Genomic DNA, 14,502 nt, shown 5'->3' with positions numbered 1-14,502 from the left:
ATCTTCACAATCTTTTTTTATCTTAGACTTTGTTAATAGTATTGTTGTTTTCCAGGTATAAAATATGGGAACGTCCGATTTGGACGTTCCCGTTCTTATTCTTATTCCATTAAATTCCCCTTATCATGGAATAACTGTAAAGCTAATGAAGCCTGTTTAAAAGCTGCGTTTCGCTGCCCAAGCACCTTGCATTTTACTAAGGAATACAATTTGCCCAATATGATATGCGTTATGCATGGCTAAACTCTTCAGTTCAAGCACTAAGGGATTATCACCTGGAATCTGTCTATATAAATCTTCATGTTCTGATTTTGCTAGTATTTTTCCAAGTTCTCGATGAACATAAAAGTATTCTTGTTTTGTTTCCTTCCAATTTTCTAACGTCTCAGTTGGTAATTGAAATGTAGAGTCATTATTTTCTGCCTGTGGTTCATTCGCTGTTTCACCAAGAAATCGCATCAGATATCTCTTTTCAAAGAATAGCAAATGACAAACTAATTCCCAAATGGAATTCATCATTGCCCCATCAGCCGGTTTCCAAATTGCCTGTTCCAAAGTGATGTCCTCTAGCACTTTTTCAAGTGGTGGAAACCAGTCTTCTTCATCCAAACAGCTTGCCCATTGTTGTAACAAAAGTGTCTTTACATCCATTTTCTATTCCCTCCAATTTAATCCTAGGCTGATTTTATTGGTTACCTTACAATAGATTCGCTTCAGTTAAAGAGTATTCCTCTAGACGGAATTTCTTTCATTACTTGTTCCATTATTTCGCTTTCTAAAAGATTAGGTTATCGTATTAATTATTGTTCAACCATACTGCCCCTTTAGTTGCATAAGAAAAAGCTGCCTTAAAGACAGCTCCAATCTTCAGCTAACGCACCCGTTAGTTCATTAAGAAAAGCGATTCTTATAAAAGAATCGTGCCCGATTGCGGAAAATTTGCAACTTCCTTTTATATGTTGATCCAAAGAAAGTAACTGAATTATTGGTTTAAATCCATATATTATTTTCAGCAGTTAGTTTAAAATTAGTTTCACCAGTGTTGACTACACCTTTAGGCTCTACCAGCATTATATGGCATTCCTTTTCAGCATAAGGCTTATGCTCCACACCTTTTGGTATCACATACATTTCTCCTTTGGAAAGTTTAACCTCTCCATCGCGGAATGCGATGGACATCTCTCCGTCTATTACGATGAATGCCTCATCGGTGTCTTTATGATCGTGCCATACAAAATCCCCCAGAATCTTAACTAACTTAAACTGATAGTCATTCATTTCACCAATGACTTTGGGCGACCAGTGTTCACTGAATTTGGACAGTTTCTCGCTTAGATTAATAGCGTTATAATTGATATAAATCCCCCCAGAACTATTCTTACCTTTATTTTACAACTTCGATAGATTAATTACTATTTTGATTAAGATCTCAAAAGTTTCTGCTGATCTTCCCACAAAATGGCCCAATTGCTGAATTAAGATCAAACAGCACTCTTCAACTAACCTGCCCCGTTAGTTCCATAAGAAAAAGCTGCCTTATAGACAGCTCCTATCTTCACCTAACGCACATGTTAGTCAAGTAATGTACGTCATAATTCTTTATTCCTTAAATGCTAACCCTTCTTCTTCTAATGAAGTTCTCAAAGTTGGTAAGGAAGCTGGGCCAATACCGTGAATTTTTAAAATTTCTTTTTCCGTGTGCTTTGATAGTTCTTTCAACGTGTCGATCCCTTCGTGAACCAATGCATTTCTTGCAGGTGAACTGAGTTTCGAGAGGAAGCCACTTTTAGGCTTATTCTCTTTATCACATGTAGGACAACTTGGACAGTCACTACTTTTGTAATACTTATGTCCCTTTTCACAAACCCTTAAACTTTTTTCTACTGTCATAATAATCCCTCCAAACAATATCTGTATTCTATTTTTACATAATATATATATTAGTTGTCCATTCCCGACAAAAACTATGTATAAGAATCGCGCCCGATTGCTGAAGATAGATTTTTTACCATTTCAACAATCCAAAAAAATCAGTCGTAAACATTAAAAGTAAAAATATTGATATTATCACTAATTGAATAGTTGAAAAAATATAATCATTTCTGTTTTCTGCATATTTCTTCTCCATAATCACTCTAGTTGTTTCAGATGCAATTATAAAAACAAACAAAAGCATATGCGTTTCCAAAAACCAAATATGCTCTAAAGGTTCACGTTTGACGTTAGTTAAAAAACCGATAAACGAAAAGACAATAAAAATGATTCTAATTGTCCAATCAATTTTTTTATGTTTATCATTTACATGGCCATAGGAAAACAATTCTTTCTTTTCAACATTAAGCCATTTTCTCAAAACTTTATTAATGAAAAAGAGAAAAAGTCCAAAAATAGATACCAATAAAATTAACTTTACGAAAACACTCTCCACGAACGAATCATCACCTACCAAAAAACTTTTTCTTTTATCAGATTCCAATTATTTCAAATACACTCATTTTAAACAAGACCTGTTTTCAATAAAATGGCCAGATTGTTGAACAATCCTTTTTTTAGCTAACGCACCCGTTAGTTTATTATAAAAGTAAACTGATGCTACTCTATTAGTACCAGACCAGATCAAGTGACAATTAAGAATAGGTAAGCATTTACTATCCTATGTAAATAGCCTTTATCTTTTTTAAAATCTACCATAAAGGCTCATCATTATCACTCAATTTAATAAAAAACGGAAAAAACACAATAAATACAAGACTTAAATAACCTAAAGTAAATATTCGTTGAGTTTTGGATGAAATATATTGTTTATTTCCGCAGTTAGGACAGTTTTTCCCTTTCTTTGAAAATCCGAGCGACCAAATTTCTTTAGTTTTCCATTTGTAGTTACAGTTAGTACAATGTGCCATCTGTATCCCTCCTTTTACGTCTAATATTGTTACGTTGTAATTTCTTTTTAGTTTCATCGAATGATAGAACCTTTTCATTTGTTTAGAAAATGGAAATTCCTTGTTGAACTAACCTGTCCCTTTAGTTGAACAAGATTTTTACCTTCTCCCTCAATTTTTCAATTTCTTCAATCATGAGTTTTGGTTCTTCTTTAGATGTTGTCTTCCTTAGCTCTTTTTCCTCAAACACCTTATATTTAATCAAGGTCCCCCAAAAGTGTTCTGCTCCATCTAAAATGGATTTTAAAAACTCTTTTTCAGGCAATACTGCTTGTGCAATAACCTCAACAGGTTCCCAATCACCCACAATAGAGAAATCCACTAAATTGTTGTTTATTGAAACTAACTTCATAAGATATGGATCGATACCATAAAATCTTTCAATGTTCTTACTCTCTAAATATTGCTCAATAGCAACCATATAATCGAACCATAAATCTAACCCACTGGGAACATCGACTCCTACCACGATCTGATTGTTATACTTAATTGTTATACGCATTTGAATGTGCTCAGGAGTAAATTTCCGATGCTCAAAAATTCCTCTTAATTTTAAAGAATCATCTAAGGATACATAACTCTCGTCACCTTCATTAGTTTCTAGAAATGTACTTATTTTAAACATCATTAAACTCCTATCAGAATAGTCACTCTTTATTATAACTTAATCATTTAACTAACCTGCCCCTTTAGTTCCATAATAAAAGAGCTGCCTTAATGACAGCTCCGATCTTCAGCTAACGCACCCGATAGTTCCATAAGAAAAGGAGCTGCTGATCAGCTCCTGGTAATGAAGTAAAGCACCCGATAGTTCATTATGAAAGATTGCCTTGGCAACTATTTAGGTATGCCGATTTCTTGTAATGGATAAAATCGAAATTTCACTTCTCCAACAATCGAGTCGTAGGAAATAAATCCGAAAATCCTGCTATCCTTACTATTTAAACGATTATCCCCCATCACAAATAACATGTTTTTAGGAACTTGGGACTCTCCAGTTTTTTCTTGCAATGAAAAGTCCTCTGTCAGTTTATTAAAAGGATTATCTTCTTTATTTGCATTTAAATACGGTTCCTCTACGGCTTTTCCATTAATATAGAGCACATCATCTTTCATATCAATACTATCTCCAGGAAGACCTATTACCCTCTTAATATAGTCTTTACCATCAACATCTGGTGCATGGAATACAATCACATCAGATCGTTGTATTTCAGTCGTTTTACTTACAACCACTCTATCTTGGTCATGAAAGGTAGGCGACATGGATGCTCCCAATACAGTTGTAGGTGTAAAAAGAAGCTGTCTACAAATAAAAACGAAGATGAATGCAAAAACAATTGATTTTACCCAAGAATAAACTTCTTTTTTTGTACTTTCTTTCATGGTTTCCCTCCAAAAATAATCTTGTTTTAATATATTAATTCTATCCTACATCATGGGATATTACAAAATTTGGTTCATAGTTCTTCTACAGCTATTCTGCCCCTTTAGTCTAAGTCCCCCCTTCACAAACTGATATCTATCCTTGAAATGTATTACGACAAAAAGCTTCCAGAACAAAAGCGTTTTTCATTTAATGTACCTTTACATCCCCCTTCTGAAAGAAATTCAATAGTGTTTACAGCATCTCGCGGTTTTCCGAAATCCTTTGACTTGTCCAGCAAGGATAGCGATTGATAACTTTGTAAAACCTATGTAAATACTTGTAAAAACTTGTATAATCATGATATTTAATTGCAGAGTGAAAGTATAATGAAACTGTAAAAACGGAAAGGTTCAGTAACGATGTTGGGAGGTTGAAAATATTATTCCAATCTTTCATTGATTAAAAGTAGAAAGGAGCCTTAACAATGCTGAAGCTAAAAAAGTTATTTTTATTAGGGTTCATAGCGTCTGCCTTAATGCCGGTACAGGAAGCAGGAGCAAAGGCCTCTAAACCGATTGCTGTCCAAGAGCATAAATCCTTTGAACAGATTCACGCAGAGCTGCTCAATCATGGTAAAAATGCGCCACTCATGATCCTGGCTCATCGGGGCCAATGGCGTGAATATCCAGAGAACTCGCTTGCAGCAGTCAATGAGGCCATTAAAGACGGCACCGATATTGTGGAAATAGATGTCCAGCTAACCGCTGATGGTGTACCTGTATTAATGCACGATACGACCGTTGATCGTACTACCAATGGCAAAGGAAAGGTTTCTGACTTCACACTGGCTCAAATTAAGAAACTTCGCCTCAAGGAAGGTCTCGGAGGTAAAACGGCAGCACTCACCAAGCACAAAATTCCAACGCTTGAAGAGGTCATGCTTGTAGCAAAGGACCGGGCAATTGTAAACCTGGACAAGGGCTGGGAGATACGGGATGAAATGTACAAGGTTCTCGTTAAAACCGACACAGTAGATCACGGTCTGTTTAAGGGCAGTCTAAATGTTGAAGAAGCAGCCAAATTTATGGAGAAAGATCCAGAAATCCTATATATGCACATTATCCTTGATAACAACGTCAACTCTATAGGAACGTTCCCGGGGCGTCAGCCGGTCGCTTATGAAATTGTTTTTGCAGATCTTGCAGATTTGCAGATTCAGCCAGAAAAGCTGAAACAAATCAAGAAAAGTAGCAGGGTCTTAGCAAATGTAATGTGGTATGGCCTTGCTGCAAAATACACGGATGAGGCTTCACTAAGAGATGTAAATATGGGATGGAAGGCAGTAACAAAGCTTGGAGTGAATATGATACAGACTGACAATATTGAAGCGATCGATTACTGGCGGCATGGAGGCAATATGCGACAATGGCAGTACGATACCGGGAACCGTACAGTTCGGGTTCAGGCTGAGGAGCATCTTGGCGGTGGGCAAGGTACCGGGTATTTTGATCAGGACGCCAACCGCTGCAATACAGCCGACCAAGATTCACTCGATGTTTGCGAAATCGATGGGGCCATTGCTGTAAGCCATAACATGGAAGGTGAGTGGGCGAAATACGAAGTGAACATTAAGAAGTCAGGAACATATAAGATCTCCGGCAGAGTTTCTGCAGCATCTACCCCGGCTGGTGCCATCACCTTGGATTGGGCTGGCAAAACAAGCGGGGAGACCGAGCTGAAAAGTACAACTCACAAACGTGCATTCCAGCTTCAGAATTTGGAGTACCGGTACCTAAAGAAAGGTACTCACCTATTTACAGTCAAGGTCACAAGCCCAGGTTCCTACAACCTTGATTATATTCAATTTAATTTGCAGGATTAACTGTAGCTAGAAACACCCTTAAATTTTAGAAGGCGCAATTCCTTCGGATTTTCGAGTTTGGTGCAGCTTTGAAACAAGGCTTGATCCTGATAAAAGAAAAAGAAGAAGGGCATGTTTTGATAAAAGATTGATCAAAACATGCCCTTCTATTATTTAATTGGATTATTCATTGTTAATAAAGATTGCTCATTTTTGTATTCCTTAATCAGCTAACGCACCCGTTAGTTTAACAAGACTGTGTTTTTACCGCCTATCATGTTCTCTAAAAATCAGTTTGAATTTCGGCTTAAAATCAACTTCTATTGTTTGTAGGGAATCCTCATTCAGAACTGTTAAAAGTACACTTGAAAGTTCCTTTTTGTCTGCTGTAATCTCAAATTTATCAACTCGTTTTAAATCCAAAAGTGATAACAATTAACTTGAAGTCGGTTGGGTTACTTGTATTTTTACTTCACCGTAAGATGGAGAAAGTGTAACAATAAAGTCTTCCTCCCCATTAGAAAATTGATATGTTGCTTTATTATAATAAAATGGTAAATCTTTCGCAGTGGTATCAAATAATATAGGTTCGCACTCAAATAACGAAAGAAAGTCGTTTTCTTCTGGGAATACATACACTCAACATCAACCACCTTTCAACTCCCTGTTCTAACATTTTCTTGTTGAGCTAACCTGCCCCTTTAGTTCATTAAGAAAAGCGATTCTTATTAAAGAATCGCGCCCTCTTGTTGAACACTTACTTCATCGTTACATCTGTGATATACCAATTATGAATAAAGCGAAAACAAAACTAATAAAAGTAAAACCAGCAAGGGGAACCGCAAAGGCTTTGTTGTTCTTAAACTCAAATATTGTAAATAAGGCACCTAAAGCACAAACAATAAACCATATTGGGATAAAAATTAAGTCTGCAACATTATCAGGAAGCAATGTATAAAAACCTGTAATGTATAGTATCCAATTGATAATTAAAAGCCCGAATATACAATAAGACCACTTATAAGGAGATGAACCTTTCCCATATCTTCTAATCATTAGTAATGGAAAAACGAAGATAATAACTAATATAGCTCCAAAAAGTCCAATTATAATCGAAGTTAACCCCACAAAAACAACCCTTTCACATTGAATTATTCAATTACTCTGTCTCTTTAGATAGGCATCAGCCCATAAAGAAGTACCCACTTAATTATTTTATTTATTGGTTTTGTATCGTTTAACTAATATCCTCTTCTCATTTAATGAATAAAAAAGTGCCTCTAAATAGATAGAGCTACTTTAAAAAATATAGTAGATCTTATACAATCCTCCATCATTTTTGATCAATGGTGTAATCGATATGTAAGAAGGGAATGCCAAAGATTCGCATTTTGTGTTGTGCTGTGAGCACGCCTGCCATTGTTTCATTAATGAAAAAGTGTTCGGATAACGGAAGCTTGAAAAGCGCTTTGCCCGCTGCTAAATAAATACCGGCGTCACTGTCTCCCTCGCTCGAAAGAATGAGAGAGCCATCGGTAGCGTCAAGCTGTAAAATGCCAATCATTGACGAATAGGGAAGCGGAAGTGCTATATTCATATACGTCCTGCCCTTCGTTTCATGCTGAGAATAAATGGCCACAAATACGGTATTCCCCTTCACCTGGCGAATCCATGCGCGTGGGTTTTCCCTCCCATCGAGCGTTTGATCAACAGTGCGTATTTGATATGTCATTTCAGTACGGTTACTTGAGATGGGCAAGTTCAATTGCTGTAGTTTTGTACTTATCAATTTATAACACACCGCAAACGGTTTAAACCAAGTTGCCCATTTTACAGACGCAAATAACCGATACTTATCTGTGTTCTCATAAAAATGGACGATTGTTTTTGGTAAAGTTTTTATATCAACAAACTCACTTAGATCAGCCACTAGACCCGGGTGTGGCTTGCCTGCTCCTTTTAACGCACCTCGAATTTGGCTCACCGGGAAATTCCAGACATCCTGTTTCGTTTTAGGAGGCACAAGCACCCAGCCGAGTACGCCTAACATGCCAAAAATTAAACAGTTAAACAAGCCATGGAATTTTAGCATGAAATCAATACTAACCAGCCAAATTCCAAACGAATTATATGTCGCATAAAGCAATGAAAATAAGATTGTGATGCCTAGTGCACTGAATGATAGCCGTATCAATATCGCCTGCAAGCGTGAAAGGAAACGTGTTTGGTATGCCAGTACGATTAATGTGTAAATGGCAAATATGTATAGCAACACAGAGATGATTTCCAGTAACGGCGATAAGGAAATGCCAATGGCGACGAGCAAGGGACCTGCTAAAATAATCGGCACAATTACACGATACCAGGTTGACTCGTGTAAGCGTCCAAAAAAACCAAGGGATATGGGCAATAAAAAGGCAGAGTAATGAAAATGAATAGCCGTTAACCACGTGATCAGTGGATTGAAACCTGTATCCATTCCCGTTATATAAGCAAAGAACCATAGTCCGCCTACAAATAAATACATCATCCCGATATCAATGGATATTTCTGCCCAGTTTGTAAAGCCACGCTGAAAAAAACGCTTTAGGCCATTACACGCCACAAAAAAGGTAAAAGTCATATAAATGAAAGCGAGTACCATCTGTCCTGTGCTTGATGGGACGACTTGCAGTAAAAAAATGGAGAGCATGGCCATCCAATTGAACATAATATATTTCCTCTTTGGTTCTAATAGCAGCTGGAGCATAAGTGGCACGAAAATTAACTGTGCAGCTGTCAGCATTAACAAATACGATTCAGATGCCAACATGCTGCTTGCTATGAAAAAGAAAACACCTGCAATGGTGATTGGACTAAAGAGCCTGCATCTTAAATTCGCCTGCATAAGCCATCAACCTTCCTACGATTCGGTTTCTTATATCGACTTGAATCGTAAATACTTCTCGGACATCATCGTACCCTTCCTCAACAGTCACGACTCCTTCCAATAACCGAGGAATTGGAAGCTCCAGATTACCTATAACGATACGTTGTGTACCAGAGTGAATGTGAATGCGCCCTTCAGGTGTAACCGCAAATGTTAAATCCGAATAAAATAAGCTCGGCTCCCCTAAATAATCCTTTACAACTCCACGTTTCGTATCGACCGTCATAAGCGCATTAAAATGCCGAGTGATCTCTTCAAAATAAAAAGTACGCTCCCAATGTATTTGTGCCTCACCTGTCGGCAATGAACTACAGGTATTTTTGATGGAAAACGGCACATCCTTCCCATTTTCGGGAAAAAGAAATTTCCAGCGTGCCGCTAATTTCAAAAAAGGTTTTAGCCAGCCTGCCCCCGTTTCAATCTTTGACATCGTTCCGCCCCCATTGAACGGTTTACCAATTGGCAAGGCATAACGCTCTTGAAGCTTAGGATGAAGTCTTTGAAAATCCTCACCTAAGAGGTCTTGGTAGATTGTCATGATGATTCTCCCTTTCTCGTCCGCCTGCAACTTGTTGCCGATGGCAAATCAGTTGCTAGTAAGAAGCTAATGATGGAAAGGACCCACAGACTAGCATTAAATGTAAGAGGGGTAAACGGATGCGACGCTAATGAAGGATTAGCGATCAAGGCACTAATGGTTAGTAACGGAAAAATAATGATCTGCACAATAAGTAAGTGTCTTTTCTTACGATAAAGCAGCCAAACCACTGCAAATAAAATCTCGAGAACGCCTATTATTTCTACACCCTTCACAGCAGCAGTCCCATCCAAGGATGTTAAACTGGATAGCATCGATACTTCCTCAGGATGCTTGGCAATCATCTTCGGGATGAGCCCATGATAAAGCCAAATAAAGACAAAAAGCATGGTTACTATAGCGTTAATAATGAAACGGACATATTGAGATCGTGGTGATTCCCCCTTTTCAATCCAGCGTTTTAGCACATCAAAGCTTAGAGCAGTTGCCCACCCCATGATTGGCCGAAAAAAGAAGTCTAAAAGCCGTCCAAGCAAACCATAGCGTACATCATAATCATATTGGGTCAGAAATGTGATTCCGTTATCTTTCGGTATATATTGCCAATATCCTTTCCCTTCACGAATTGGCGAAATTTTTTGATCGGTACCAAAGTGAAGAGAAGAAGTTTTTGAACCATCCTTCTTATTATGCGCACCGACGCTTTTACCCCAGCCAGCGACTTTAACATAACGACCCAATTTCGTTTCATATAAAAAGGATTGCGGATCATCTTCTGATTTTTTCGGTAAATAGGTAATAGAAGAAAAACGCAAATCCCATTGTTCATGTAGTTCAGGCTTTTGCGTCATCCGCCATACTTCGTCTATCGTTGCCTGAATTGGAATTTCCACATAGATTGGTTTATTTTTCATAAATGTCACCTCCATTAATAAAGTAACATAAGTTTCCATACAACATGGTAGAATTTATGAAATGGCTGTAAGAATTATCGCCCATAATTGCAGTTCAGCTAACCTGCGCCGATAGCTCATTAAAAAGCAAACCATTTTTTCCTAGCTGCACAGCTTGGTCCCTACCTGTATTGTCCCAACCTGGCTCTGTCACCAGGTTGGTGATACCTCCTTTAACAGAACGCAAAAAGCCATTCCTGTACAGAATGGCTTCAAGGCATCACAGCTTCAGTTTACATTTTTTCGAAATAATTTATTATCATACAATCCACGCCTACATATCTCGTTTTTAAGTAATTCCACAAAGTCTTTACTATCTTTAAGTTTGATAGCCGCGAGGTAAGTTTCAATCAATAATTCATCATCTAACCTATTTAAGCAATTTATTATCATCCACTCCTTCTCACCTGATATTGAACAGACTCAATTAGAAAAGACTAGATAACAATAAAATTGTTATTTCATATACTATTATTCGATACTTTTCTTGAATATATTTACCACGTTCTTATATCGAATTAAACCTTTGGACCTAAAATTAGTATCATTTTCATAATTTTAAGATTATTCAAGTATTAATACCTATATATTATTCCTATTTGAGCCATAATGAAAGTAGAAAATCTTGTTTTACCTAAAGAACCTGTAAAGTGATCATAACGTTATTTATTTTTAATCCAAATACACAAAAGCCTTGCTACATTTTTTGTAGTAAGGCTCTTTAAAGTTGATTAATCGTTAATCAGAAACGCACCTGTTAGTTTAAGTACCTTTTTTACAATCTTATGGTTTCAACATTAAACATTTAGGAACACTCTAAAAATATAATTTCTTTTTAACACATAGTTGAGGATTTGTGATTAATTTAGCTTTCGCTTTTCCTCGCTTAAATCTTACATTGTTTAACCATTCAACAATTGCTTTTGCATCATAATTAGGGTAAGCTCTTTTCCCATTTTCTAAAGCCCAATATTCTGTATTCTTTTCCTCGTCAAAAATCCAATTTAGAAAGCCCTCCTGAATACTGGTCATCTTCCTGCCTACTTTTGTTGAACAAGAAATGTACTGAATAAAATCGTTACCAAAAACAATTTTTATAATCATAAGAGCTTAACTCCTTAAAATCGTTTTGAAATATGGGCTATTATAGCATTCCTTACTAACTAACGTGACCCTTTAGCTCCATAAAAAAAGCTGTAAACTGCCCCAATTAATCTATAAAAATAAAACTAATGTTTTTTTCAAAGGTAATACCTCTTTTTTATTAGTAACTTGTTCAAGTGATATATGTTTATTCAAGATTTTTACCACACAGTACGTATACACTGCGCTTGCTGAGCAAACCTGCCCCATAAGTTACATAAAGAAAAAGCCGCCTTAAAGACAGCTCCGATCTTCAGCTAACGCACCTGATAATTTACGTTCTTTTGGAAAAGGGGAACTTCACCCCAAAATCCATTCATATACGTAGTGTCCGCCTGTACCTATTAAAAAGTATTTAAGAAAGATCAAAAGTTTATTTGGCTTATCATAATTCACAAATAACATAAATAATCCAAATAAAACCCCAAATCCTAGTGATTGATATAAAAGTGTCATTTAATCGTCCTTAAGCAAAAGTTAATTTTACAATAATCTTAGCATATAATTAATATTGATAATAATTGTTAGTCTTCCTTCACTAAGGTTTTTTTAATATTCATATTGAACCGCTGCCGTGTTATTTTTTTAGTTAAAGAGTGCGTTTCTGTAGCCAGCAGGAACGTTTTTATTATTTGAACTAACATTTAATTTAAGTGTATAGCTTCACACTTTCGGGAGGTTTATTCATTAATATGACCCAATTGTCGAATAAAGATCAAACAGCGCTCGTGAACTAATCTGCCCGGTTAGTTGATTAAGGATGATTTAGAATCATGGCATGATAAAGGGTCGTTGAGAATTACACGATCAAATATCACATTAATTTCCTTCTGCTAAGTAATAAGGTGTTTTGTCACCTTGGCAACCAATGATTGAGTATTTATTTTCTTCAACTACAATTTTCTCGCATTCAAATGTGTTAATTTCTCCACTGCCGTATTCATCTCTAGTGGTATCCTCAGTAACTTCAAGCTGCTCTCGGTTATATGTTAATTCAGTTAGGATTGGGTCGCCTTCCTTCGTGTAAGCCACCACACGAATACTATCCTTATCCCCTGTTTCTGTATTTTTGATAAATTCTTTTAACCTAGATTCATTTTCAATATCTCCATTATTCCTATTCACAATATCAGTATCAGAAGGAACAAATTTTTTTGAATCAGTCTCTATATCGGCACAACCAACTATAAGCAAAAACATTATGCTGGCAGTTATAAAACTCACATATCTCACCATAAACTCCCCCTTTAGTTATAAATCGTTTTCAGTTTCACTTTTTCAACGGTCCTGCCCCTTTTGTTCCATAAGAAAAGAGCTGCCGAAGCAACTCCCTGATTGATGAATAAGAACAGTTCTTACAATGTTATTAAATTCACAGTAACGATTATTGCTAATGAAGCCCATACAAGAAAAAGGATTGCAGCAAGATGCTGGGATGCTTCGTCTTTTATTGCTTTTATAAATGTTAATATAAAGCTATATCCAAAAATGAAAAATAAAATTGCATATAAGAAAAACAATATATACATTCCTTTCGTTATACGTTAGATCTATAAAGCTTGCAGCAGAAACTGTATGATAAAATATGACGCGAAAAAAACAAAAATTATTAGGAGCCACCTGCCATAGCCATTCCGATGATTATTAGAAGGAATCCTAACAAAATTACGCCACTTCCTAATGAAAAAATGAAATCAAATACAAATGAAATGGTACTAAATGTTTTATTTTTATATGTTTTTGCTACATTAACAAAATAAAAGATAGCCAAAACAATAAGTAGTAAACCCGCTAAAGATAATAATGACCAAATCATATGAACACTCTCCACAATCTTTGTTTTAAATGACTCTAATCTGTTATAGCCTTAGTTTGAACAGAGTTACATAACCTAGGATCAGAAAGTAACTCTGTTAATTCGCTTAAATATAAATAATGTTTATCGCATTGTGAGGATTTAGGTATTTTTTCACCCTTATTCATCATTTCTAACATTGGAGAGGAAAGAAGAACTTCAACGACAAGTAAATCCGGTTCTACTAAGTTCATTTTGAAGCCTGCAAATACATCTTCTTGTTTTATATCCTTAACAGTTTGAATTAGATTTTGTAACTTAGTACCACTAATTGTTAATTTTATTAAAGGAAAACATCTTACCGTAGGGTTTTTTACTATCTTTCTATTCCTATAATCATAAACGAAATAAAACTTATCCTGATATTGATTCCGTTTTTTTAATTCATTAGTCAGTAAGTAATATTGGTCAGTAAGTCCAGTTGATAATTGAGACTCTTCTACCCCTACCATTAACGTCAGATTTTCTGGGGAAGAAATTGATATCGTGGTTATTGAGTTTTTTGATATTTTGGAGTTATATTCCATTAATTCACTTAGCTGAGGATTCGATAACTCACCTTCATGAATTCCTATCAGGTATTGATTCATATTCTACACACTCCTTTTATACTTACTAAGTAAATACGATATGTAAAAAAAAAATCCTTCTTCATCACACCTGCCCCGTTAGTTCCATAAAAAAAGCTGCCTTCAAGACAGCTCCTTCAGCTAACGCACTCGTTAGTCTAAGTACAATTCTTCACAAACTCATATTCCACCACAAAACTGACCTGCAGCTTAACATGGAAAAGGCGATTTCTCAATTAATTTCTATTTGGATTATTTATTTGAATGTGAGGAAAGACCCCGCCCTATAAGTTACATAAAGAAAAACCTGTCATCAAGACAGCTCCGATCTGCAGCTAACGCA

General features: G+C 36.1%; 17 protein-coding genes. 1 reads left to right on the top strand and 16 read right to left on the bottom strand.

Features of this window, described 5'->3' with window-relative positions; translation table 11 throughout:
- Positions 1 to 156: 156 nt before the first annotated feature.
- The 6 genes from CVN76_RS09065 to lepB form a co-directional block, all read right to left on the bottom strand.
- The gene (locus CVN76_RS09065; RefSeq protein WP_061140974.1) at positions 157 to 651 is read right to left on the bottom strand and encodes a DinB family protein; all 495 of its coding nucleotides are present in this window, start codon (positions 649 to 651) and stop codon (positions 157 to 159) included.
- Positions 652 to 990: 339 nt separating this feature from the next.
- Positions 991 to 1,356 carry a cupin domain-containing protein gene (locus CVN76_RS09060; RefSeq protein ID WP_034304537.1) on the bottom strand — a complete coding sequence of 122 codons (366 nt, stop codon included), beginning with the start codon at positions 1,354 to 1,356 and terminating at the stop codon, positions 991 to 993.
- 243 nt (positions 1,357 to 1,599) lie between these two features.
- Positions 1,600 to 1,890, bottom strand: a complete 291-nt coding sequence (locus CVN76_RS09055; protein ID WP_100530992.1) for an RNA polymerase alpha subunit C-terminal domain-containing protein — start codon at positions 1,888 to 1,890, stop codon at positions 1,600 to 1,602.
- A gap of 115 nt (positions 1,891 to 2,005) precedes the next feature.
- Positions 2,006 to 2,428, bottom strand: coding sequence for a DUF4181 domain-containing protein (locus CVN76_RS09050; protein ID WP_100531043.1), 423 nt, complete (start codon positions 2,426 to 2,428; stop codon positions 2,006 to 2,008).
- 596 nt (positions 2,429 to 3,024) lie between these two features.
- A complete protein-coding gene (locus tag CVN76_RS09040) occupies positions 3,025 to 3,567 on the bottom strand; it encodes a hypothetical protein (RefSeq protein WP_100530990.1) in 543 nt (180 codons plus the stop codon).
- Positions 3,568 to 3,779: 212 nt separating this feature from the next.
- The gene (gene lepB / locus CVN76_RS09035) at positions 3,780 to 4,328 is read right to left on the bottom strand and encodes a signal peptidase I (protein ID WP_100530989.1); all 549 of its coding nucleotides are present in this window, start codon (positions 4,326 to 4,328) and stop codon (positions 3,780 to 3,782) included.
- Between the two features lie 467 nt (positions 4,329 to 4,795).
- Between lepB and CVN76_RS09030 the strand changes: the two genes are divergently transcribed.
- A complete protein-coding gene (locus tag CVN76_RS09030; RefSeq protein WP_100530988.1) occupies positions 4,796 to 6,193 on the top strand; it encodes a glycerophosphodiester phosphodiesterase family protein in 1,398 nt (465 codons plus the stop codon).
- 414 nt (positions 6,194 to 6,607) lie between these two features.
- On the opposite strand, the gene CVN76_RS09025 is transcribed toward CVN76_RS09030, so the two are convergent.
- The 10 genes from CVN76_RS09025 to CVN76_RS08980 all read right to left on the bottom strand — a co-directional run bounded on the left by CVN76_RS09025 (position 6,608) and on the right by CVN76_RS08980 (position 14,180).
- Entirely contained in the window at positions 6,608 to 6,811 is a 204-nt protein-coding gene (locus CVN76_RS09025; protein ID WP_100530987.1) for a hypothetical protein, read from the bottom strand.
- Positions 6,812 to 6,940: 129 nt separating this feature from the next.
- Complete coding sequence (locus tag CVN76_RS09020) at positions 6,941 to 7,300, bottom strand: hypothetical protein (protein ID WP_100530986.1); 360 nt, start codon at positions 7,298 to 7,300, stop codon at positions 6,941 to 6,943.
- A 205-nt stretch (positions 7,301 to 7,505) separates the two neighbouring features.
- Positions 7,506 to 9,059 (bottom strand): YndJ family protein, encoded by a 1,554-nt coding sequence (locus CVN76_RS09015; RefSeq protein ID WP_100530985.1) that lies wholly within the window; start codon positions 9,057 to 9,059, stop codon positions 7,506 to 7,508.
- A complete protein-coding gene (locus CVN76_RS09010; RefSeq protein WP_100530984.1) occupies positions 9,028 to 9,639 on the bottom strand; it encodes a DUF4166 domain-containing protein in 612 nt (203 codons plus the stop codon). Before CVN76_RS09010 ends, CVN76_RS09015 begins: the two co-directional genes overlap by 32 nt.
- Entirely contained in the window at positions 9,636 to 10,553 is a 918-nt protein-coding gene (locus CVN76_RS09005; RefSeq protein WP_100530983.1) for a DoxX-like family protein, read from the bottom strand. Before CVN76_RS09005 ends, CVN76_RS09010 begins: the two co-directional genes overlap by 4 nt.
- A 267-nt stretch (positions 10,554 to 10,820) precedes the next feature.
- A complete protein-coding gene (gene sda / locus CVN76_RS09000) occupies positions 10,821 to 10,985 on the bottom strand; it encodes a sporulation histidine kinase inhibitor Sda (protein ID WP_100530982.1) in 165 nt (54 codons plus the stop codon).
- 423 nt (positions 10,986 to 11,408) lie between these two features.
- A complete protein-coding gene (locus CVN76_RS08995; protein WP_100530981.1) occupies positions 11,409 to 11,696 on the bottom strand; it encodes a hypothetical protein in 288 nt (95 codons plus the stop codon).
- An 858-nt stretch (positions 11,697 to 12,554) separates the two neighbouring features.
- A complete protein-coding gene (locus CVN76_RS08990) occupies positions 12,555 to 12,971 on the bottom strand; it encodes a DUF4362 domain-containing protein (protein ID WP_100530980.1) in 417 nt (138 codons plus the stop codon).
- Between the two features lie 373 nt (positions 12,972 to 13,344).
- On the bottom strand, positions 13,345 to 13,551 hold the full coding sequence (locus CVN76_RS08985) for a hypothetical protein (protein ID WP_100530979.1): 207 nt from the start codon (positions 13,549 to 13,551) through the stop codon (positions 13,345 to 13,347).
- Positions 13,552 to 13,586: 35 nt separating this feature from the next.
- Complete coding sequence (locus CVN76_RS08980) at positions 13,587 to 14,180, bottom strand: hypothetical protein (RefSeq protein ID WP_100530978.1); 594 nt, start codon at positions 14,178 to 14,180, stop codon at positions 13,587 to 13,589.
- Positions 14,181 to 14,502 lie beyond the last annotated feature (322 nt).

The organism is Bacillus sp. mrc49 (assembly GCF_002803435.1).
This window is presented reverse-complemented; position numbering and strand designations above follow the sequence as displayed.

What these genes read in the sequence shown, in the direction of transcription:
- lepB (WP_100530989.1), bottom strand. Translation starts at nt 4,328, where the DNA reads ATGAAAGAAAGTACAAAAAAAGAAGTTTATTCTTGGGTAAAATCAATT.
- sda (WP_100530982.1), bottom strand. Translation starts at nt 10,985, where the DNA reads ATGATAATAAATTGCTTAAATAGGTTAGATGATGAATTATTGATTGAA.
- CVN76_RS09055 (WP_100530992.1), bottom strand. Translation starts at nt 1,890, where the DNA reads ATGACAGTAGAAAAAAGTTTAAGGGTTTGTGAAAAGGGACATAAGTAT.
- CVN76_RS09030 (WP_100530988.1), top strand. Translation starts at nt 4,796, where the DNA reads ATGCTGAAGCTAAAAAAGTTATTTTTATTAGGGTTCATAGCGTCTGCC.
- CVN76_RS08985 (WP_100530979.1), bottom strand. Translation starts at nt 13,551, where the DNA reads ATGATTTGGTCATTATTATCTTTAGCGGGTTTACTACTTATTGTTTTG.
- CVN76_RS09040 (WP_100530990.1), bottom strand. Translation starts at nt 3,567, where the DNA reads ATGTTTAAAATAAGTACATTTCTAGAAACTAATGAAGGTGACGAGAGT.
- CVN76_RS08990 (WP_100530980.1), bottom strand. Translation starts at nt 12,971, where the DNA reads ATGGTGAGATATGTGAGTTTTATAACTGCCAGCATAATGTTTTTGCTT.
- CVN76_RS08995 (WP_100530981.1), bottom strand. Translation starts at nt 11,696, where the DNA reads ATGATTATAAAAATTGTTTTTGGTAACGATTTTATTCAGTACATTTCT.
- CVN76_RS09005 (WP_100530983.1), bottom strand. Translation starts at nt 10,553, where the DNA reads ATGAAAAATAAACCAATCTATGTGGAAATTCCAATTCAGGCAACGATA.
- CVN76_RS09015 (WP_100530985.1), bottom strand. Translation starts at nt 9,059, where the DNA reads ATGCAGGCGAATTTAAGATGCAGGCTCTTTAGTCCAATCACCATTGCA.
- CVN76_RS09065 (WP_061140974.1), bottom strand. Translation starts at nt 651, where the DNA reads ATGGATGTAAAGACACTTTTGTTACAACAATGGGCAAGCTGTTTGGAT.
- CVN76_RS08980 (WP_100530978.1), bottom strand. Translation starts at nt 14,180, where the DNA reads ATGAATCAATACCTGATAGGAATTCATGAAGGTGAGTTATCGAATCCT.
- CVN76_RS09010 (WP_100530984.1), bottom strand. Translation starts at nt 9,639, where the DNA reads ATGACAATCTACCAAGACCTCTTAGGTGAGGATTTTCAAAGACTTCAT.